25 protein-coding genes are annotated in these 20,431 nt (G+C 58.9%); 16 read left to right on the top strand and 9 right to left on the bottom strand.

Going from position 1 to position 20,431, the window contains the following annotated elements:
- The 4 genes from VL547_RS19045 to VL547_RS19030 all read left to right on the top strand — a co-directional run.
- The coding region (locus VL547_RS19045; RefSeq protein WP_325580881.1) for a hypothetical protein at positions 1 to 480 on the top strand (480 nt) is incomplete at its 5' end.
- Positions 477 to 677 (top strand): helix-turn-helix transcriptional regulator, encoded by a 201-nt coding sequence (locus VL547_RS19040; RefSeq protein WP_325580879.1) that lies wholly within the window; start codon positions 477 to 479, stop codon positions 675 to 677. The genes VL547_RS19045 and VL547_RS19040, both read left to right, overlap by 4 nt.
- A gap of 22 nt (positions 678 to 699) precedes the next feature.
- Positions 700 to 1,044: a DUF488 domain-containing protein gene (locus VL547_RS19035; protein WP_325580877.1), complete on the top strand. Its 345-nt coding sequence runs from the start codon at positions 700 to 702 to the stop codon at positions 1,042 to 1,044.
- The gene (locus VL547_RS19030; protein WP_325580875.1) at positions 1,044 to 2,528 is read left to right on the top strand and encodes an FAD-dependent monooxygenase; all 1,485 of its coding nucleotides are present in this window, start codon (positions 1,044 to 1,046) and stop codon (positions 2,526 to 2,528) included. The genes VL547_RS19035 and VL547_RS19030 overlap by 1 nt, the downstream gene beginning before the upstream one ends.
- Positions 2,529 to 2,545: 17 nt before the next feature.
- Here VL547_RS19030 and VL547_RS19025 read toward each other — a convergent pair whose 3' ends face one another.
- Together VL547_RS19025 and VL547_RS19020 are read right to left on the bottom strand one after the other, a co-directional pair.
- The gene (locus tag VL547_RS19025; RefSeq protein WP_325580873.1) at positions 2,546 to 3,427 is read right to left on the bottom strand and encodes a glycoside hydrolase family protein; all 882 of its coding nucleotides are present in this window, start codon (positions 3,425 to 3,427) and stop codon (positions 2,546 to 2,548) included.
- Between the two features lie 76 nt (positions 3,428 to 3,503).
- Complete coding sequence (locus VL547_RS19020; RefSeq protein WP_325580871.1) at positions 3,504 to 4,418, bottom strand: hypothetical protein; 915 nt, start codon at positions 4,416 to 4,418, stop codon at positions 3,504 to 3,506.
- A gap of 90 nt (positions 4,419 to 4,508) precedes the next feature.
- Here VL547_RS19020 and VL547_RS19015 point away from each other — a divergent pair, with 90 nt between their 5' ends.
- The 5 genes from VL547_RS19015 (at position 4,509) to VL547_RS18995 (ending at position 9,085) form a co-directional block, all read left to right on the top strand.
- Positions 4,509 to 5,168 carry an NAD-dependent epimerase/dehydratase family protein gene (locus tag VL547_RS19015; RefSeq protein ID WP_325580869.1) on the top strand — a complete coding sequence of 220 codons (660 nt, stop codon included), beginning with the start codon at positions 4,509 to 4,511 and terminating at the stop codon, positions 5,166 to 5,168.
- Entirely contained in the window at positions 5,161 to 5,952 is a 792-nt protein-coding gene (locus tag VL547_RS19010) for an AraC family transcriptional regulator (protein WP_325580867.1), read from the top strand. Before VL547_RS19015 ends, VL547_RS19010 begins: the two co-directional genes overlap by 8 nt.
- 73 nt (positions 5,953 to 6,025) lie before the next feature.
- Entirely contained in the window at positions 6,026 to 6,838 is an 813-nt protein-coding gene (locus tag VL547_RS19005; RefSeq protein WP_325580865.1) for an oxidoreductase, read from the top strand.
- 118 nt (positions 6,839 to 6,956) lie between these two features.
- Positions 6,957 to 8,234 (top strand): spondin domain-containing protein, encoded by a 1,278-nt coding sequence (locus VL547_RS19000; protein ID WP_325580863.1) that lies wholly within the window; start codon positions 6,957 to 6,959, stop codon positions 8,232 to 8,234.
- A gap of 14 nt (positions 8,235 to 8,248) precedes the next feature.
- On the top strand, positions 8,249 to 9,085 hold the full coding sequence (locus tag VL547_RS18995; protein WP_325580861.1) for a helix-turn-helix domain-containing protein: 837 nt from the start codon (positions 8,249 to 8,251) through the stop codon (positions 9,083 to 9,085).
- Here VL547_RS18995 and VL547_RS18990 read toward each other — a convergent pair.
- From VL547_RS18990 to VL547_RS18975, 4 genes are read right to left on the bottom strand one after another with little or no spacing between them, the layout of a single operon-like run.
- Entirely contained in the window at positions 9,082 to 10,416 is a 1,335-nt protein-coding gene (locus VL547_RS18990; RefSeq protein WP_325580859.1) for an NAD(P)/FAD-dependent oxidoreductase, read from the bottom strand. The two genes, VL547_RS18995 and VL547_RS18990, sit on opposite strands and share 4 nt — an antisense overlap.
- 31 nt (positions 10,417 to 10,447) lie before the next feature.
- Positions 10,448 to 10,867: a GNAT family N-acetyltransferase gene (locus VL547_RS18985; RefSeq protein ID WP_325580857.1), complete on the bottom strand. Its 420-nt coding sequence runs from the start codon at positions 10,865 to 10,867 to the stop codon at positions 10,448 to 10,450.
- Positions 10,864 to 11,241, bottom strand: a complete 378-nt coding sequence (locus VL547_RS18980) for a VOC family protein (RefSeq protein WP_325580855.1) — start codon at positions 11,239 to 11,241, stop codon at positions 10,864 to 10,866. The genes VL547_RS18985 and VL547_RS18980 overlap by 4 nt, the downstream gene beginning before the upstream one ends.
- On the bottom strand, positions 11,238 to 11,696 hold the full coding sequence (locus VL547_RS18975) for a VOC family protein (protein ID WP_325580853.1): 459 nt from the start codon (positions 11,694 to 11,696) through the stop codon (positions 11,238 to 11,240). Before VL547_RS18975 ends, VL547_RS18980 begins: the two co-directional genes overlap by 4 nt.
- Before the next feature lie 109 nt (positions 11,697 to 11,805).
- On the opposite strand from VL547_RS18975, the gene VL547_RS18970 reads away from it, so the two are divergent.
- Positions 11,806 to 13,458: a histidine kinase dimerization/phosphoacceptor domain -containing protein gene (locus VL547_RS18970; protein ID WP_325580851.1), complete on the top strand. Its 1,653-nt coding sequence runs from the start codon at positions 11,806 to 11,808 to the stop codon at positions 13,456 to 13,458.
- Positions 13,458 to 14,234 carry a LytR/AlgR family response regulator transcription factor gene (locus VL547_RS18965; RefSeq protein WP_325580849.1) on the top strand — a complete coding sequence of 259 codons (777 nt, stop codon included), beginning with the start codon at positions 13,458 to 13,460 and terminating at the stop codon, positions 14,232 to 14,234. Before VL547_RS18970 ends, VL547_RS18965 begins: the two co-directional genes overlap by 1 nt.
- Before the next feature lie 50 nt (positions 14,235 to 14,284).
- On the opposite strand, the gene VL547_RS18960 is transcribed toward VL547_RS18965, so the two are convergent.
- Complete coding sequence (locus tag VL547_RS18960; protein WP_325580847.1) at positions 14,285 to 14,827, bottom strand: ferritin-like domain-containing protein; 543 nt, start codon at positions 14,825 to 14,827, stop codon at positions 14,285 to 14,287.
- Between the two features lie 206 nt (positions 14,828 to 15,033).
- Here VL547_RS18960 and VL547_RS18955 point away from each other — a divergent pair, with 206 nt between their 5' ends.
- Complete coding sequence (locus VL547_RS18955; RefSeq protein ID WP_325580845.1) at positions 15,034 to 15,618, top strand: hypothetical protein; 585 nt, start codon at positions 15,034 to 15,036, stop codon at positions 15,616 to 15,618.
- A gap of 52 nt (positions 15,619 to 15,670) precedes the next feature.
- The gene (locus VL547_RS18950; RefSeq protein ID WP_325580843.1) at positions 15,671 to 15,871 is read left to right on the top strand and encodes a CsbD family protein; all 201 of its coding nucleotides are present in this window, start codon (positions 15,671 to 15,673) and stop codon (positions 15,869 to 15,871) included.
- 3 nt (positions 15,872 to 15,874) lie between these two features.
- Here the strand turns inward: VL547_RS18950 and VL547_RS18945 are convergent, their stop codons facing one another.
- Positions 15,875 to 16,768 carry an NADP-dependent oxidoreductase gene (locus tag VL547_RS18945; protein WP_325580841.1) on the bottom strand — a complete coding sequence of 298 codons (894 nt, stop codon included), beginning with the start codon at positions 16,766 to 16,768 and terminating at the stop codon, positions 15,875 to 15,877.
- A gap of 60 nt (positions 16,769 to 16,828) precedes the next feature.
- Entirely contained in the window at positions 16,829 to 17,551 is a 723-nt protein-coding gene (locus VL547_RS18940) for an AraC family transcriptional regulator (protein ID WP_325580839.1), read from the bottom strand.
- A gap of 26 nt (positions 17,552 to 17,577) precedes the next feature.
- Between VL547_RS18940 and VL547_RS18935 the strand changes: the two genes are divergently transcribed.
- From VL547_RS18935 to VL547_RS18925, 3 genes are all read left to right on the top strand, one after another.
- Positions 17,578 to 18,522, top strand: coding sequence for an NADP-dependent oxidoreductase (locus tag VL547_RS18935; protein WP_325580837.1), 945 nt, complete (start codon positions 17,578 to 17,580; stop codon positions 18,520 to 18,522).
- Between the two features lie 17 nt (positions 18,523 to 18,539).
- Complete coding sequence (locus VL547_RS18930; protein WP_325580835.1) at positions 18,540 to 19,781, top strand: D-arabinono-1,4-lactone oxidase; 1,242 nt, start codon at positions 18,540 to 18,542, stop codon at positions 19,779 to 19,781.
- A 30-nt stretch (positions 19,782 to 19,811) separates the two neighbouring features.
- The coding region (locus tag VL547_RS18925; RefSeq protein ID WP_325580833.1) for a hypothetical protein at positions 19,812 to 20,431 on the top strand (620 nt) is incomplete at its 3' end.

The following is a 20,431-nucleotide window of genomic DNA, read 5'->3' as shown; positions in this document are numbered from 1 at the left end:
AACTTTACATTTGTCAAAAACTTACCCATGGACCTGAAATTTCTTTTCCCACACCGATACCGGTGGATCGGGTGGGCGGCGGCCGTGCCGGCGGCGGTGATTATGATCCTGAATCTTTATTTCGAGTTTGGCTTTGGTTTTTTACATTACCGGGAAAGCGCCTGGGTGCAGGACTCGTTGGATGGGCCGTTTTTGTTCTCGTTGCACGCGCACAATTTTACCCGTGAAGTCGCGGCGATCGTGCTTATCTTGGGGTTGTTGATGATCGCGTTTTCACGGGAGCGGGTCGAGGACGAGCGGACCATGAAGCTACGGCTGGAGGCGCTGTTGTGGTCGGTGTATCTGAACACGGCTTTGATCCTGCTGGCCATTATCTTTACCTATGGGGAGATGTTCCTGGAGGTCATGCTCTACAATGTGTGCTCGACCTTGGTCATCTTTATTGCGCGGTATGCGTGGGTAAAAAGGGAGGCGGTATGAAAAACAGGCTGAGGATCGAACGGGCGGTACTGGACATCACGCAGGCGGAGCTTGCGGAGCGGATCAGGGTATCCCGGCAGACGGTGAACGCGATCGAGAGCAATAAATACGTGCCCTCGACGGTGCTGGCGATGAAGATCGCGCGGGTCTTCGGGTTGAAGGTCGAGGACATTTTCCAGCTGGAAGAAGGAGACTAGTCAGAAGAAGGAAACTAACCATATGTCTAAAATCACGGTCAAACGTATCTATGATCCGCCGGCCTCCACGGACGGCTATCGCATCCTGGTGGACCGGTTGTGGCCCCGGGGCATCCGCAAGGACGAAGCGCGCATCGACGCCTGGATGAAGGATGTCGCGCCCTCGACGGAGCTCCGGCAGTGGTATCACGCGCACCTGGACGAGTGGGGCACTTTCCATCAACGCTACAAGGAGGAGCTCAAGGGCTCTGAAGCGCTGGAGGCGTTAAAGGAGGCGGTGAAGCAACACCCGCACACGACCCTGCTGTATGCGTCCAGGGAAACCGAGCACAACCACGCGTTGATCCTTGAAAAAATATTGCATTAATGGAAACGGTTGACATCCTCATAGTGGGCGCCGGTCCCACCGGGTTGATGATGGCGACCCAGCTTGGCCGCTGGGGCGCGGACTTCCTGTTGATCGACCAGAAGGCGGGTCCTACCCGTGAATCGCGGGCGCTCGCGGTACAGGCGCGAAGCCTGGAGATCTACGAGCAGATGGGTTTGTCCGACGAGGTCCTGCGCGACGGTCATGTTACGGAGGGTATACGTTTGTACGAGCGCGGGGAGGTGAGGGCTACCGTTTTCCTGGGGAATCTACAACGCACCCTTAGCCCATTTCCATTTGTGCTGGTGTATGAGCAAAGCAAGAACGAAGCCATCCTGGCACGCTACCTTCAGACACAGGGGCGTGAGGTCCGCTGGAATACGGCTCTGAAGGGGGTGACCCGACAGGAAGGGCGGTACCGGGTTGAGACGGACAGGGGGCTCATTGAGTGCCGCTACCTGGTCGCTTGCGACGGCGCGCGCAGTCCCCTCCGGGAATGGTCGGGCATGCCGTTCACCGGGGGGACCTATGAGCAGGTTTTTTATGTGGCGGACACGCACGCCGACGCGCTGTTCGGCGACCGCCTTTCCCTCTTTCTCGGCCGGAGCGACTTTACGATGATCTTCCCTATGCCGGGAGAGCGGCAGTTCCGGGTCCTGGGCACGCTGCCCCCCAAATTCTATCACCAGCAGGAGATCGGGTTCGACGCCATCGAAGCCCAGGTACAAGCCAACATGAAGCTGCCGGTCACCTTTTACGATACGAGCTGGTACTCCACCTACAAGCTGCACCACAAGAAAGTGGAACACTTCCGGAAGGAAAACCTTTTCTTTGTCGGGGACGCTGCCCATATCCATAGCCCCGCGGGCGGCCAGGGGATGAACACCGGTCTGCAGGACGCCTATAACCTGGCGTGGAAGCTGGCATTGGTCAGCAAAGGCCGTGCAAAGGACGCGCTCCTCGACACCTATCACGAAGAACGCAACCCGGTGGCGGAGCAGCTGCTCCGGTTTACGGACCGTCTGTTTACGGAAGTCACGCACTTCAGCTTTTTTTCCCAGATACTAAAACGCCTGGTGCTCCCCAACCTGCTGCCGGTCGTCAACCGCGTTTCCGCCATGCGACGCACCTGGTTCCGGGCCGTCTCCCAGATACAAATCAGCTATCGCCGGTCGTCCCTGTCACAGGGCAGGGGCGGGAACGTACGGGCAGGCGACCGCTTCCCCTACTTCGTCACCACACGGGGACAGTCGGTGTACCAGCTTATCCGTGAGCACCATGTAAAGCCCTTCCTGGTGATCGTATGCGGGTTGGAGCCGCCCGTCGTCCCGGATGCGCTTTGCGCGATACTAACGCTCGACGCCGGAGGCGCCGGACTGCCGGAGACGTTTGTCGCGATCGTCCGGCCCGATGTGTATATCGGTTATATCGCCGACACGCTGCTGCAAACGGAAATCAACGACTGGTTCCGCAGGATCGGCTAAGCCGCGTTGCGGGGGCATCAGTGCCCCGCGTACCAGCTCCCCAGCGCGGTCAGGTTCCCCTTACCGTCAAACAACGCCGACGGCCACAGCTGCGGGCTGGTCGGGTCGCCCGAGAACCAGGAGTAACGCTGTACAAAGCTCATGGTGTCGAGCCTTGGCAGGAGGCGTTGCATAAAGCTTTGTACCTGGGCGGCCGTGTACATGTTGTTGGAGGTGCTGGTGGCGTTCCAGTCGGCGGTGGCGAACTCGGTGATCCAGATCGGGAGGTGATATTGGCTATAGAGCGTTTCGAGGGTTTGGACAAAGTTGTTGTCGTCCGTGCCGACATACATGTGCACGCAAATGAAGTCGACGCGCAGGTGCTCGGCGGCGACCGAATCCATAAACTGCGTAAACCAGGCGACGGTAGGGTAGGAGACCGCGGGGCTGCCGAGGGGCAGCCCGATCGTTTCCAGCTGCGGCCAGAGGGCGAGCGCCTGCGAAACGGTCATATTGGACTGTCCGGACTGGTCGGGCTCGTTAAAGCCCAGGACGTATTTGGCGGCGCCGCTGGTCTTCATTTGCTGGACGAGGCTGATGTTGGCGGATGTCACGTTGGCGCCGCCCCAGAACATGGGAACGAACTCGACGTTTTTGGGCGCGCCCGTGGGCTGGGGCGTTCCCCAGGTATAGAACCAGGTATCGTTGAGGGCGGCTACGTCGGCGTCCCAGGTGCCGTTGGTATTGTTGGTGCTGAAGTCGGCGCCCTTTTTGGCGGAATGGTGAGCGGTATCGGTCTGTGTCTTTGACGTGGTGTCCTGACCGCCCTGGCCGGGCAGACCGGAACCGTTGCTGCCGCCATTCTTGGAACAGGCAGCCAGTAGAAGCACCGAGGCAAGCAGGAAGTGTGACTTTTGCATGAGGCTTGGATTTGAAGCCTCAAGATAGCAAAAAACGCGCCACGCCGGCGCCGCGGCAAGCGCCCTACGGGCGCCGCTATGTGGCGCTGGGTAGATGTACGCGTATCTTTAGGATATTTCCGGTCCCATTGAGCGGACTTTGTAGCTCGCGTAGCAACCCCTTGTAGTCGAGCGCGTGATCCCTATCGCGTTTATAGAGTCCGCGGACGCGGTTGCTGGAGTAGTACAACCAGCCCCCGTCACGGGTGACGTAGGGGGACGAAATGCCGTCCCCGGCGTTGACCTCGGGTCCTAATTTCCGGGCGGGCGACCATCCGGCGCCTCCGTGGAAGGACACATAGAGCTCATTTTCGCAGGCAAAAACCATATAGCTCCCGTTGGCTGCGACAAATGGATCCTGGATGTACGCGACGCTGTCCATGTCGATCAACGACGGCGCGTCGTAGCCCTGTCCGTTCCAATGCGCATAAAAGCCGTTCATGCCCTGATGCCCATCCCTGTCGCGGGAACAGAAGTACAGGTCGCCCGAAGCGGTTACGCAGGGCGCATAGCAGCTGGCCGTCTCTATGTTGACGGGCCCGTCGAGGTGGTGCGGTTCGGACCACCCGGACGGCTGACGGTCCACATACCAAATGTGGAAAATCTGGCGGCCGGTCTGACCGGGAGCCGCGACCAACGGGCGGTTGGAGATAAAGAACATTTTACGGCCGTCGGGCGAGACAAAGGGATCGGTGTCGTTCCAGGCGCCGGAAAACGGAAGTACCCGTGGCGCACCCCAGCCCTCCCCCTGGCGTTCGGCGCTGACGAGGGTCCAGTAGACCGCTCCCTGGGACCAATAAACGGTATGGCCATCGGGGCTGAAGGATGTGGCCCACTCCTCGAAGGGGGTGGAGACGACCCCGGGGGCAAACAATGACGGAACGGCGCCGGAGTCGAGGATATGTTGCGCGGTCGCACCCATCGGCAGCAGGAGGAGCAGTAGTTTCTTCATAGTCCGAATCTGCTGTAAGCGGGGCGCAAAACAAAGCCCGTTCAATCGATCCCCTTTTTTATTCAACCATCCGTGAGTACCTTCAATCCCATGATAAAGGCCATTATAACCGGCGCCACGGGTATGGTTGGGGACGGCGTGCTCCACGTATGCCTCGGTGACCCCCGGGTAAGCGAGGTGCTGGTGCTGACGCGCAAACCCACGGGGGTGCAGCATCCAAAAATGCGCGAAGTCATCCATGACAGCTTTTATGACATCTCGTCGATCGAGGGTTTGCTGTCAGGATACAACGCCTGCTTTTTTTGTCTCGGCGTGTCGTCGGTGGGGATGAAGGAAGCGGACTACTTCCGCGTGACGCACACATTGACGATGGCGGTCGCCGGTCCGCTGGCCCGGTTGAATCCGGACATGACGTTCTGCTATATTTCCGGCGCGGGAACCGACAGCACCGAAAAGGGCCGCAGCATGTGGGCCCGCGTAAAGGGAAAGACCGAAAACGACGTGCTGCGACTCCCCTTCAAACGCGCCTTCGCGGTACGGCCGGGGTTTATAAAGCCCTTCCCGGGTCTGACGCGCGTACACGCTTTTTACAAATACATCAACTGGATGTTCCCCATCGGTCGGGCGCTCTATCCCAACGGCTTCTGCACCCTGCGGGAGCTCGGGCTGGCCATGATCCGGCTGGCGGAAGAAGGCTATAGCCAAAAGATCATCACGGGAAAGGATATCATACTCCTGGGTCATGAATGACTATGTCGTCGACAATATCTTTTTTTCGTGCGCCGAAGTCACGCAGCGGAGCGAGGAACACTTCGTCCCCGAACATGGGCTGGCGCACATCTATTCCGGCGAGATCCGCGTGGTCGATGCCAGCGGCGAATACGGCTTTAACCCCGGCCAGTCCGTGCTGTTCAGCCGCAACCGCCTGGCGAAGGTGACCAAGCACGCGGCGGCGGATGCGCCGTTCCGTATGGTGACGATCCTGTTCAGACAGGACTTCCTGGCCGGGTATTACGCGACGCACAAGCCGGCGGCGGCGGCACGCAAGGACGTGCTGACGTTCGGCGGCAGCCCCCTGCTCGACAGCCTTTTCCAATCGCTGCTGCCCTACGAGGCGCTACAGGACCCGCTTCCCGCGGAGCTCACCCGTCTGAAGCTGGCCGAAGCCGTCACCATACTGAGAACGCTAAACCCGGCGGCCGACGCCATCCTCTCCGATTTTTCCGAACCGGGCAAGATCGACCTGGCGGACTTCATGCACCGCAACTTTTCCTTCAACATCCCGCTGGAGCGTTTTGCGTACCTCACCGGTCGCAGCCTGGCCACCTTTAAGCGGGACTTCCAGAAGTCCTTCCGGATGCCGCCGCAAAAATGGCTGCTCGAACGCCGTCTCAAAGAGGCTCACTACCTGATCGCCGAGAAGAAGTTGCGGCCTTCCGACGCGTATATCGAGGTGGGCTTTGAAAACCTGAGCCATTTCTCGTTCGCCTTCAAGCAGCAGTACGGCTATAACGCCTCGGAGCTGACCCGCTGACCAAACCCCCTTTGAGCCGGCAGCCAAACCCGATGACCGGTCCGTGTCCGACCTTTGCCCTAAATAAACACACATGAAAAAAGTCGTCCTTATCACCGGCGCCTCCTCCGGTATGGGCAAAGAAACCGCGAAGCTCCTATTGCAGCAAGGCTACACCGTCTACGCCGCCGCCAGGCGGGTGGAGCGGATGGAAGACCTCAAACCCCTGGGCGGCAAGGTCCTGGCGATGGACGTGACGGATGACGCCGCGATGGTGAATGGTGTGCGACAAATTATAGAAGCCGAAGGCCGTATCGACGCGCTCGTCAACAACGCCGGTTTTGGCTCGTACGGCGCGGTAGAGGACGTGTCGATGGCCGAAGCCCGCTATCAAATGGAAGTGAACGTTTTCGGACTCGCCCGGCTGACACAGCTGGTGATCCCCCAGATGCGTGAACAGCGATCGGGCAGGATCATCAACATCACGTCCATTGGCGGGAAGATCGTGACGCCCTTTGGCGCCTGGTACCACGCCAGCAAATTCGCGGTCGAAGCCTTGAGCGACGCGATGCGCCTGGAGCTAAAACAATTCGGCATCGACGTCGTGGTGGTCGAACCAGGCGGGGTAAAAACCGAATGGGGTGGCATCGCCATGGATAACCTGCGGAAAACGTCAGGCCGCGGCGTCTACAAGCCGCTGGTGGACCGCATCATGGCGACCATGCCAGGAATAGAAAAGAAGGCCGCGGAGCCGCAGGTGATCGCGGACCTGATCGCAAAAATCCTAAGGACGAACAAGCCGCGTACGCGGTACCACGCGGGCTACATGGCCTCCACCGTGCTTACGCTCCGCAAGTTGTTACCCGATCGCGCCTTCGACGCGGCGCTCCTCAGCCAGTTAAAATGATACAATAGCGATTTTAACAGTTTGCAAACACCCCTCGGGAAGTATCGACAACCCCTCGGGAAGCCCCGGCATTTGTCCAGATTGCCCGAGAGGATAGCTTTGCTGCAAATAAAATCACATGAAGAACGCTATCTGGGCGCTCGTCGCCTTCGTGCCATTTGCAGCCTGTAAAAAGGGGAGTACTCCGCCGACCCAAAGCGAAACGATCACCGTCTCCAACGTATTGAAGTCCCAACCATTGGTCGAGTCGGGCACCTTCCAGGGGACGGGCTCCCCGGCCCTGATTATGCCGGGGCAGTCGGTAACGATTAAATTTTCCGCGGCGAAGGGGGAGGCGATCTCCTTTGCCACGATGTATGGTTGGTCGAACGATTTGTTCTTTGCGCCGGCCAATCCGGGTATAGCCGTCTATGATTCCCTGGGGAATCCCATCCAGGGGGACGTTTCGTCGCAAATCAAGCTTTGGGACAATGGCACCCGCCTCGAACAGGCCCCAGGTCCGAATGTGCAACACCCGGGTGTGGCCGAAAGCAAAACCATCAGCGAGGTCAGCGGGACCGACGCCCAGGGAAACAGCTATATCCCGGCTTCCCAGCTGGTCAAGGCGACACTTACGTACAACGGAAATTCCTATTTCACGCTGACGCTGGAAAACATCTCCGGGGGTACGGCCAACGAAACCCCGCTCAGCCCGGGCGTTTGGGCGGTATCCTATATCGTGGGCGGCTCGCTCCTGAGCCCGGCGCCCCTCTATGCAGCCGGTCAACCGACCGCCAACGGTCTGACCTCGATCGCCGAAATGGGTGACAACGGCCCGTTGAGCACGTATATCACTGGTATCACCGGCATCTTCACCCCGCTGTCGCCCATCCTGGTCGTTGTCTATGACGGTACCGACAACCCCATATACAAAACGGGCGCCCTCGACCCCGGTCACGGTCTGACGCCGCTGGCCCAAAAAGGCAACGCGGATACCCTGGCGGCTTACCTCAAGACCTTGCCCGGCGTTCGCTCCGTTTATGTCCTGCCGGCGCCGCAGACGACCGTTTTGCTCCCGGTGATCGGGTCGACCGCGGGCAGCACGGTGTCCCAACAACTCAACGTGCTGCCGGGTGACCGCCTGGCGATCGCGACCATGTACGGGTTCTCGAACGACTGGTTCTTCGCCACCACCGGGAACGGCGTGGACGCCACGGTAAAGGGGGATATTTCTTCGAGCATCGGTTTGTTCGACGACGGCTCGGCCATCGAGCAGTTCCCCGGCGCGGGTATAACCCAGTTCAACCTGGCGGGCACGCCCCTGGCCGAAAGCCAGCCGATCGCGCCGGTACCCAACCCGAATATGTTTACGACCCTGCCCGTCGTTACCGATATCATCAAAGTCACCCTTCAATAGGTTAGTTTAGCAGTATGAAATTCCGGTTTGAAGACAGCGCCACCAACGGTCAACTGATCGTGAGCCTGCACGAAGCATGCCTGAAGGGGGAGGGGCTCCTGAACGGCCAACCCATGGAGCCGGTCAATACCATCGTCTGTAACAAGGGCGAAGCCCAACAGGTCTGGATCGACAACATCGCCTACGTGATGCCTGCCTGTTCCATCCTTCCGCTCGTGGCCAACCAAAGCTTCGCGTTCGAACGACCGGAGACGCTGGCGGCCTGGCAATTCAACCGGGATTTCTACTGCATTGTGGACCACGACGCCGAAGTGGGGTGCGTGGGGTTCCTTTTTTATGGTATCCGTCACCCGTTCTTTATCACCCTGACGTCCGCGGAAATGGAAGGGATCACCCGCCTGGAGCACCTCTGCGTGGAGGACATGGAGGTCCGGGACAAGATGCAGGGCGAGATGCTGCGGACGGTGCTCAAACGCCTCATCATAAAGGTGACCCGTATGGCCAAGCGCCAGAGCGAGCACTACGAACAGTTTACCGAAGACAGGATGGACGTGATCCGGAAGTTCAACCTCCTCCTGGAGGCCCATTTCCGCAACCGCCATGACGTACAGTTTTATGCCCAGGCGATGAACAAGTCCCCCAAGACGCTGACCAACATCTTCGGCCTCTGCCGCTATCCCTCGCCCTCCAAGCTGATCCAGCGCCGGATCGTCCTGGAAGCGAAACGCTACCTCCAGTACACGGACAAATCCGCCAAGGAGGTCGCGGCGGCCCTCGGGTTTTCGAGCACGGCGCACTTCAGCAGGTTTTTCAAGGCGAACGCCGGCGTGAATTTCTCAAAGTTCCGCTAGTCCTCCACGTCCGCCTCGGCGACCTCTTGCCCGACGGGATCGTTTTTCAAAATGTACGGCCGTATGATCAGGCGGTTCCCCTTGTCGTAGGTCCAAAAGTTCCACCACCAGTTCGCCAGCACCAGGATCCGGTTGCGGAAGCTGATCAGGTAGGTGATGTGGACAAAGAGCCAGATATACCAGGCGATACGCCCACCCAGGTGGAGCTTGTCCCCCAGCAGGTCGGCGACGGCTTTGCCTCGGCCGATGGTCGCGAGCGTGCCTTTGTCGAAATACTCGAAGCCGGGCACCGCTTTACCGGCATGGATGTCCTTGAGTTGTTTGCCGACGTATTTGCCCATCTGGATGGCGGGCTGGGCGACGCCCGGGTGGCCCTTGGGGTATTTGTCCGTTTTCATCATGGCCACATCGCCGATGGCGAAGATGTTGGACGAGCCGATGGCGCGGCAGTTACGATCGGTGAGGATACGGCCTCTTTCTACCCATTCCCGGGGAATACCGTCGATGACGTCCCCCATGACCCCGGCCGACCACACGACCGTGGCGGTGCGCAGCGTTTCCCCGTTCTTGAACGTGAGGATGTCTCCATCATAGTTGGAGACAAAGGTATTCAAACGAACTTCCACGCCCATGCGTTCGAGGTCTTTGTGTGCGCGCGCGCTGGAGGCGGGGGACATCGGCGGCAAAACACGGTCGAGCCCCTCGATGACGTAAATTTTCATCCGGGAAAAGTCCAGGTTCGGGTAGTCTTTTGGCAGGACGTATTTCCGCAGTTCTGACAGCGCCCCTGCCGTTTCGACGCCGGTAGGGCCGGCGCCTACGATCACGATCGTCATGATCCGCTCCAGGAGCTCGGGATCGCTGGTCATCACCGCGCGCTCGAAGAGCTGCATGATATGGCTCCGCAGGTTTAGCGCGTCGGGGATGGACTTGACCGGGAGCGTGAATTGGCGGAAGTTGTCGTTCCCAAAAAAATTGGACTTCATCCCGTTGGAGATGACGAGATAATCGTAGCGCAGGTCGCCCGCGATCGTATGGACGGTGTTCCGTGCGGGATCGACCGAAAGGATGCGCACCATCCGGAAGTGCCCGTCGGGATAGCCGTGGTATATCGTGCGCAACGGTCCCACTATGGAGTCGGGCTGCAGCCCCGCGGTCGATACCTGGTAGAGCAGCGGCTGGAACGTGTGGTAATTGCGTTTGTCGAACAATACGACCTGGAAGCCCTGTCGTTTGAGCTTTTTTACGGTATAGAGTCCGCCGAAGCCGCCACCGACGACAACGACCCGGGGCTTGCCCGTATCGGGGATGTTAAGCGATAGGTCTGTCATAGCCCAATTTCCCACAAGGTACAGGCCAAGACTAGGTATTGGAAGGGCAAAAGGTAAAATGTACCACTCTTTCTTCGGTCCCGCCACACGCCCGGTAAAAGTCGATGGCCGTCAGGTCCCGTTCGTGCGCGGCCACAAAGACCTCGCCGGGCGCCAGCCGGCGCAGCTCTTCCAGGAGACGGGCTCCCCAGCCCTGGCGGTGGTAGCCGCTGTCCACCGCCAGGTCGTACAAAAATGTCAGCGGCTCCGGCTGCTGGTAGGACGACAAAAGATAGGCGGTCAGGCCACCCCGTATACTGCCCTCTTCCAGCGCCACCAACGCGATAAACGATGCGTCGGCGAGCGGCGTCAAAAATGTGGCGCCGCCTGGCTCCTTGAACTCCCGCTCGAACAGCCGGATCAATTCCTGGAAACGATCGCCGTCGGCCGGCCCCAACCGGACGACGCTCATGCCTTCGCCTCCTGTATAACGGACAGGATATTCCCAGCCGCGTCCGTGAACCAGGCGATCGTGGGGTCCTGGTCACCGTGGTGGATGCCCCTGGCGTCGGTGGCGATCTCGCCGGTGTAGTGCTCGAAGGCCACGCCCTTGGCGGTGAGCTCGTCCACCGCGGCTTCGATGTCGTCTACTTTGAAGTTGAAAACGGTAAAGGACGCCGGGGTGTGGTTGGGCTTGGGATAAATAAAGATGGCGTTGTCCGGAAGACGGATGTCCAGGCCCTGGGGCGTTTTTTCCACGGGGAGTCCGAGCGTTTGACCATAGAAGGCCACTGCTTTGTCGAGGTCATCGACCGAAAAGCTGCAAAAGGAATGGGTGTATTTCATGCTTCTTCAATTTCTTTTACGTTCAATTTGACACTCCGCATGACGACGTCCATGACGCGCCGGGCTTTTTCGGGGTCGTCGCCGCTCAGGTATTTCATCAGCGCGGCGGGCACGATTTGCCAGGATAGACCCCACCGGTCCTTTAGCCAACCGCACTTGGATTCCTCGCCGCCGTCGGACAGCTTATCCCAGTAATAATCGACCTCTTCCTGGGTGTCACAGGTGACGTACAACGACACCGCCCAGGTAAAAGGAAACCCCGGGCCTCCATTCATGGCGGTATATTGCTGTCCGTCCAATTCAAAATTCACCACCAACGCCTTACCGCCGGGGGCGGGGGCGTTTTCGGGCTTGGCGATGCCGGTGATCCGCGAATTTTTGAAGACGGACGTGTAGTATTTGGCGGCTTCTTCTGCCTGGTCGTTGTACCAAAGAAAGGTGGTGATCCGTTGCATGGTGTTGAATTTATTGCAAACCTACAAAGGTCGGGCCGCCTTGTCCGCGTGCGAAATCGCCATTTTGGGGGTTGAAAATTGACAACCTGTCGTATATTCAACCATTGAAATGTCCCCTCGGCTGCTATACGGCTTCCTGCTCTTGCCACTTACCCTGACCGCACAGTCGGACAGCACTTTCCGTCACGATACCGCCCGCGCCCGGGCGCTCCTCCGCGAGGGCCTGGCCTTTCGGGATAAGGGGGACTACCAGCATGCGCTGGCCCGGTACCTGGAAGCGGTTAAGACCATGGATGGCCAGAAAAAGGACCGGGTGCTCGGGTCCAGCTCGCTCAATATCGCGGGCGTGTATCAAATGATGGGAGGGACCAGCATGACCGAGGTGTACGTGAACAAGGGCATAGACTATTCACACACCGCGCTCGACTTGTACCGCGACATACAGGATACCAGCGGTCAGGTCAACAGCCTCAACGAGCTGGGTGTCCTTTATCGCGACAAGGCCCGGAACTTCAACCATGAGTGGTACTATGACACCGCCTTTGTCTATTATACTGAGGCGATCCGCCTGATGGAGCTGTCCCCCAAGGCCACCAAGCTACGCGCCAGACTGTACAATAATATCAGCCAGGTATACCTGGAGCACAACAAGGACTATCCGTCCGCGCTGGACTTCCTGTTCAAGGCCGTGGCGGCCAACCAAGCGCAAAACGATACCGACGGCCTTACATACAACTACGGCAATATCTCCCACGCCTACGAAAACCAGGGCAAATTCCAACCCGCCCTCCAGTATGCGCAGCTGATGCTCTCTGCTTCCCTGGCTTTGCACGAGCCCGAACGGGTGAAAAACGGGTATTTCCAGGTATTCAACGTCTATAATTTTTTTGGGAAGTCGGATTCCGCCCTGCGGTATTATATCCTGGCCGCCGATCTGAACGACTCGCTGACCGACATCGCCAAGACAACCCAGGTCGCTGAGCTGCAGACCAAATACGAGACCGAGAAAAAAGAGGCGCAGATTGCCGGCCAGCGCCGCCAGATCCTTTGGCTGGTGGCCGCGTCCGCCGTTTTTGCCGGGCTTGCCGTCAGTATGGTTTTGTTGTATGGCCGGGTGCGCAAGCAGCGCCGGCAGATCGCCGAACAATCAGCCCGGCTGGAGACGATGATGAAGGAGCTCCACCACCGCGTCAAAAACAACCTCCAGGTCGTCAGCAGCCTGCTCAGCCTCCAAAGCTACGACCTCATGGACGACAAGGCCGTCGCCGCCCTCAAGGAGAGCCAGCAGCGCGTGGAGGCCATGAGTATGATCCACCAGCGGTTATACAAAAATGACGAGCTGACCACGGTGAACATGCGGGAATACCTGTCCGATCTGGCAGAGTCCCTGGTGACCTCGTATGGCTTTGAGCGGGACGCCTTCGATCTCACCGTGAGCGCCCGCCCGGAACGGCTGGATGTGGATAAGGCCCTGCCCATTGGATTGATCATCAATGAAATGGTAACTAACGCACTCAAATATGCCTACCCCGGGGTGTCCCGGCCGGCCCTGGATATCCGGCTCGACGAGGACGCAAAACAGCTCCTGGTGGAGGTAGGGGACAACGGCGTCGGGCTGGACGTCGCCCAATGGAAAAGGAAATCCCAGTCCTTTGGCAAACAGCTGATCGGCGCCCTTTGCCGCCAGTTGAGGGCCGAACAGCAACTGGTGGTGGACGGGGGGACCCGGTTTACCCTATTGATACCCAAACAAGTCGCCTGATGGAGCCAACCCGTGTGATGATCATAGAAGACGAGGCCCTTGTCGCCCTGGACCTGGCAAAGGGTCTTGAAAAAGACGGCTACCTCGTGGCAGGCATAGCCGATAACGGCCGGGAGGCCCTGGAGCTGTTCCGCGCCACCCCCGTCGACATTTTGCTCGTGGATGTGCATATCATTGGCGATCAGGACGGGATCACCACCGCGGCCAGCCTGCTGGAGCACCGCCAGGTGCCGCTGATCTACCTGACCGCGTTTACCGACGCCGTTACGCTGGAGCGCGCCAAGGCCACGCAGCCGTCGGCTTACCTGGCCAAACCCTATACCCTTACCAATGTGCGGATCGCGATAGAGATGGCCATGCACAATTTTGCCGTTGCGCGGCAGGGGACCCCTCCCGGGAAGGTTATTCCCCTGGAGAAGTCCCCGGCCGCGGATGCAACGGACAAAGAAACCATCCTCCGGCTCAACGACTACATCTTCGTCAAGCACCAGTACGCCTTTGTCAAGATCCGGCTCACCGATATCCTGTATGTGGAAGCGGAAAACAACTACGTCCAGCTCGTAACCCCGGATCGGAAGTTCCTGCTCCGGCAGTCGCTGGCGCAGCTCCTCGACAAGGTCGACTACGGCTCCATGGCCCGGATCCACCGGTCGTACGCCGTCAACATCGACGCCATACAGTCCTTTAATGAACAGGAAGTTACCGTGGCTAAGACGTCGCTGCCCATCGGGCGGACGTATAGGGAGGAGTTCCTGAAGAGGTTCAACTTCCGTTAAGACCCTCGCGCCGCTCCCTTCGCGGACGCTCCGCGCCCGGTGCGGCCGGATCAGTCCTCTTCCGGCTCCTCGAGCGCCATGCGATTGATCCCCCCTTCGGCCAGCTCGGTGAGCTTCCGGTCGGCCGCTTTTTCTTCCGACAGGGTTTGGCCCAGGACATCCGCGATCTCGTCCTGCCCCATGTCCAGCGCCAGTTGGCGGAGGGCGCCATAGGAGGCGATTTCGTAGTGCTCGGCCTTCTGCCCGGCGAAGATCAGACCGACGTCCCGCTGGGAGGTGTTGTCGTCGGTCTCGTCGATGATGTCTTCCCCTTCCTCGACGATCCCCTTCATCGCGGGGCATTCCTCCGCCCTGGCTTTTTCACCCATCATGTCGAAAACGCGTTCCAGCCGGCTGACGTGGTTTTTGGTTTCCGTAAGGTGGCTGTCGAAAGCCCCCCGAAGCGCTTCGGAGTTGGCCGCGTCGGACAATTTGGGCAGGGTTTTTACCAGTTTTTGCTCGGCCCAGTAAATGTCCCGGAGCTGGGCCATAAAAAATTCACGGAGTTTGGAGTGCTGCGCCGCCTGCGGCGTTGCTTGAACATTTGTTGCCATAATATTTAGGTGTTTTAGGTTTTGTCGGCATGCCTGTTTCAACCACACATATTATGCCTGACCTCGGGTCATCCGGTATCCCTTACGCGAGGAAAATACTACGCATAATATTGGCCCGTTTTTTTCGCAGCTATGAAAGAATTCTTGTAGCTTACAACTTAGTAGATGTGAATAATACAAATTAATAATATCAAACCCATTGAATCATGGCAAAGAACTCAAAGGGTGCAAAACCGGCCCCCAAAAAAGCCGCGCCGAAAAAAGCTGTAAAGAAAGCTGCACCAAAGAAGGCCGCGCCGAAAAAGGCTGCAAAAAAGGCCGCGCCTAAGAAAGCCTTGAAAAAAGCCGTGAAGAAGGCTGCGCCGAAAAAAGCGGTCAAGAAAGCGATGAAAAAGGCAGCGCCCAAAAAGGCCGCGAAGAAAGTCGCGCCCAAGAAGGCCGCCCCGAAGAAAGCCGTTAAAAAGGCGGCCAAGAAAGTCGCCCCCAAAAAAGCCGCCCCCAAAAAAGCCGTAAAAAAACCCACCCCGAAAAAACCCGCCCTCCCCATGGTCGAACCCGAAGACCAGGTCCCAGCGGTAATCGTCCCTCCCAGGCTCGCAGAGCCCCTGCCCTATGAACCCGAAGCTCATCGCGCCGATGAGGAAGGAGATGACGCCGACGAAGGCGGTTTTCGCAGCTACGGCGACCCGGGCCACGAGCCCGTGGGCTTCGTACCGGGCCAGGACGATGAAGACGAAGGCGAAAGCGGTCTGGAAATTCCGGACGAGACGCCGACCCTGGATGAAGACTAGCTGGCCCCAAAAACTGGCAGGCTGTTTGAATTCTCCATATCAAAACGAGTATATGGAAACCAACAACAGCACCGGCCTGAAAATAAAGGGCAACTGGAATACCCTCAAGGGCAAGATCAAACAACAGTACGCCAGCCTCACCGACGATGACCTGCTTTACGAAGAAGGCAAGGAGGATGAATTGCTTGGCCGTATTCAAAAGAAAACGGGGCATACCAAGGACGAGATCAAGAGCTGGATCGACAAGTTGTAACGTTCAGGGCACGAGCACGATTTTCCCACCGGCAGTACGGGCGTCCATCAGCCGGTGCGCTTCTTCGGCCTGTGCGAGCGGTAGAACCTTTCCAATCCGCGCCTTGATCTCGCCCCGCGCGGCCATGTCGAGTACGGTCTTTATTACCTCGGGGTCGCCGGTGGTGGAGATAAAAGTGGCGTGTACACCGGGATGGACGGTAGAAAATATATGTCCATCTTTCTTCACGATAGCTGCCAAGGCGTCTTGGTTAGGCCCTCCAGCAAAGTCAAGCGCCAGGTCGATGTCGCGGACGGCATCCAGGAAACCGGGATCGGTGTAGTCAACTACCTGGTCGATCCCATAAGACCGAAGCAAACCCGCGTTATCTGCAGTTGCGGCGCCAATAACGGTGGCGCCCAGGGCCTTTGCCATCTGAATGGCGTACAGGCCTATGGCGCCAGAAGCACCGAGCAGGAAAACGCGGTCGCCGGCCTTGACGGGCGTCGTCATGTACAAAAGTGTATACGCGGTGCCCGCTACGATAGGCAGCGTGGCGGCTTCGACAAAGGACAGTTCCCGGGGTTTGGGTACGACTTGGCCCTGGCCTGCGATCATATATTCGGCGTAGGCGCCCCCGCGTTCGAACGGCACGCGGGTAACCACTTCATCCCCGGGGTCGACGCCCTCGAGCCGGCTTTCTGTTACGATGCCGGAGGCTTCCCAGCCGGGCACCAGGGGTAGCGGGAGCGTTATCATGTCTTTCAGGAAACCGTTCCGGATTTTGGCGTCGACCGGGTTCAGGGACGCGGCTTTTACTTGTATCAGGACTTCCTTATCCTTGGGCACCGGCCGGTCGAGGTCCACGACCTTCAGTACGTCGGCTCCGCCATAGTAGGGGATTTGTATCGCTTTCATCCGCACATAATTATTTTCTGATGGTCGGATGTAACCTTGAGGTTTCATAAACGTGTTGTTTTATGAAGGCAAAGCTACCTCGACGTAGGGTGTAAGGAATTGTACGTAGCGGCTGTTCTTGAGGAGTTGTTTGGCGGAGACCCCGAATGTCCGGCGGAACAGCCGGGTGAAATGGGCCTGGTCGGTAAAACCGTTTTGTACGGAGGCCGTGGACATGGGCAGGCCGTTTTGTAGCACCTGGAAGATGACCTGCTGGATGCGCTTCCAGAGGACATATTGTGAGAACGGGACCCCGGTTTCCTGGGCAAACAGGTGGCGGAAACGCTCTGCCGACAAGAAGATGCGGTCCGCGACCTCGTCCAGCGCCAGTGGATCGTCCAGGTGGTCGTCAATATAGGTAAACGCTTCGGTGATCCGCCCGTCGATCGGGCGCACGGATGAAAACCCCGGTAACAACCGTTCGAGCAGGTTCGCCGCAAAACGGACCATGTCCGTATCCGTGCCCACGGGTATCGCGTCGATGGGTACAAAGGGTCTGCCGTCCAACAGTTGCTTGAGTTGCCAGCCCTGGTAGCTTTCGGCGTCGATAAAATAGACCAGCACGTCGGTGTTCTGTCCCTCGCAGGCATGCGGGATGTATTGGTTCAGGAAAACCCCGTTGAGCCCTTGGTACGCCTGGCCGTCGATGACGCTGTCAAAAGGATGCTTCAGGCTCACCACGACCTGGAAGCACTGGTGATAATGGACGTCGACTACGGACTGACGCGCAAGAAAAGAAATCATATCACGTAAAATTAAACGTTTTGCTTATGAACGACACTAAGTCATCCAGGGCCGTCCGTTTTGACCATTACGGCGGCGTGGAGGTGCTCCAGGTCGTCAATGTCGAAAAGCCCCACCCGGGGAAGGGTGAAGTCCTGGTCCGTGTCAAGGCGGCCGGTATCAACCCGGGAGAGGGCGCCATCCGCGAAGGCAAAATGGCCGCCCGGTTCCCCGCCACCTTTCCCTCTGGTGAGGGGAGCGACCTGGCGGGTGTCGTGGAAGAAACAGGAGACGACGTAACCGGCTTTTCCCCCGGGGACGAGGTCATCGGGTTCACGGACAAACGCGCCAGCCATGCCGACTACGTCCTCGCGGAGAAAGACCACCTCACAAAGAAGCCGCCGCACGTTCCCTGGGAACAGGCGGGTTCGCTCTTCGTGGTAGGCACCACCGCCTATGCGGCCATACACGCCGTCCGGCTGAAGGCGGCCGAAACGCTGGTCGTATCCGCCGCCGCGGGCGGCGTGGGCTCGGTAGTCGTACAGCTGGCCAGGAACCTGGGAGCCAGCGTCGTCGGACTCGCCGGCCCGGAGAGTCATGACTGGCTGAAGAAGCACGGCGTGATCCCGGTGGACTATCACGGCGACAGGCTGGAAGAACGCATACACGAAGCCGCCGGAGGCAAGGTGCACGCCTTTATCGACACCCACGGAGACGGATATGTGGCGCTCGCCATACGATTGGACATACCCGCCAGCCGCATCGACACTATCATCGACTTCGAAGCCGCAAAGCAATACGGCGTCCAGACAAAAGGGAACGGCGACGCCGCCAAGGCTTCGGTGCTGACCGAGCTGGCCGTGATGATCGAAGCGGGACGGCTCGAAATCCCGATCGCCGGCGTCTATCCGCTGGAAAAGGTCAGGGACGCCTATACGGACCTGGAGCGCCGCCACACACACGGTAAGGTCGTGCTGGTTATGGCTCCGTAGCGTACCTTTACGGAGGTATGGATCAAACAATTCAAAACTGGTCGGGCAACCTCATCTATGGATCTACGGACCTGGAATCCCCCGGCTCCACCGACGAGGCGGCGGCCTGGATCAGGGGACGCCGGCGGTTCAAGGTATTGGGCTCCCGGCACTGTTTTAACGACATAGCGGACAGCAAGGATGCCCTGTTATCACTGGCGTCCATGGACCGGATGGTGTCCCTCGACGAGACAGCACGGACCGTGACCGTGGAAGCGGGTGTCACGTATGGCGTGTTGGCGGTCTTCCTGGAGGACAGGGGTTACGCCCTTCACAACCTGGCTTCGCTGCCGCATATCTCCGTTGCCGGTGGCTGCGCCACGGCGACGCACGGGTCGGGTTTACGCAATACCAACCTATCCGCCGCGGTTGTGGGCATGGAATTCCTCACGACGGCGGGAGACCAGGTGGGGTTGTCCGGTGAGGAGCTTCAGGCGGCCGCGGTGCACCTGGGCGGCCTGGGCGTCGTTACCCGATTGACCTTACGCATCGAGCCCACCTACCAGGTCCGGCAGTACGTCTATGAGAACCTGCGTATGGACGTCCTGGAACGGAATTTCGAAACCATCATGGGCTCGGCGTATAGCGTCAGCCTTTTCACGGATTGGACAAAGGGTAATATCGGCGAGGTCTGGCTCAAATGCAGGGATCCCTTTGCCGCCCCGCCGGAATTCTTTGGCGCCATGGCCGCGACCCGCGACCTGAACCCTGTCAAAGACATGCCCGCGGAGAACTGCACCCCCCAGATGGGCGTACCCGGTCCCTGGCACGAGCGTCTGCCGCACTTCCGGATGGGCTTTATGCCCAGCAGCGGGAAGGAACTCCAAAGCGAGTATCTCCTGCCCCTGGAATACGCCTATCGCGCCATCCGCGCGGTGGAAACGCTGCACGCGCGCGTGAGTCCCCACCTGATCGTTTCCGAGATCCGCTGTGTCGCCGCCGACGATCTCTGGATGAGCACCGCCCAGGGACGAAACTCCGTGGCCATTCACTTTACCTGGAAGCAGGAGGCGGAGGCGGTGCGCCGGTTGTTGCCCGTGATCGAAACGGCGCTGGCCCCTTTCCACGCCCGGCCGCACTGGGGAAAGCTGTTTGCGATGGAACGTCCACAGCTCGAGCGCCTTTATCCCCGGATCGGGATGTTCCGGGAAGTGCTCCGGCAGTACGATCCGGAGGAAAAGCTTCGGAACGCCTTCCTGGAAAGGTGTTTATACGCTTGACAACGGTTGGTCAAAGCGGTATCTTAGGGCATGCGCACGACCCCCCAGATCATTTCCTATATGACCCTGCGCAAGGTAGTTGGCTTGCTTGCCCTGACGCTGGTCCCCGTCCTGGTATTGGGCTCCTTTATCCTGGACCCGCCGCCTACCCTGCAAATATCGGTCAGCGCCTATTATTATACCAGCATGCGGAACGTGCTGGAAGGCGTGATCTGCGGCATCGCGATGTTCCTCATGTCGTACGCCGGATACACCAAAGCGGACTCCATCATCAGCAAGCTTTCAGGGTTGTTCGCCCTGGGGATCGCGTTCCTGCCGACGTCCGACACGAGCAGCAAAGGGGACCTCATCAGCATCCTGCACTACAGCTCCGCGGCCGTTTTCTTCACCCTGCTTTCGTACATGTCCGCTTTTCTATTCACCCGGAGCAGCGGTACGATGACCCCCGAAAAGAAAAAGCGGAACCGCGTTTACCGCGTCTGCGGCATCATCCTGGCCATATCGGTGGCGGGTATCCCCATCGACGGCATACCCTGGGTCCACGAGCGCATTATCTTTTTGAAACCGACGCTGATCCTGGAGACGGTGGCGTTGGTGGCTTTTGGGGTATCGTGGCTGACAAAGGGGGAACTGATCCTGAAGGACCAGCC

The organism is Dinghuibacter sp. (genome assembly GCF_035492835.1).
In the GTDB taxonomy this organism is placed as follows: domain Bacteria; phylum Bacteroidota; class Bacteroidia; order Chitinophagales; family Chitinophagaceae; genus Dinghuibacter.
This window is presented reverse-complemented; position numbering and strand designations above follow the sequence as displayed.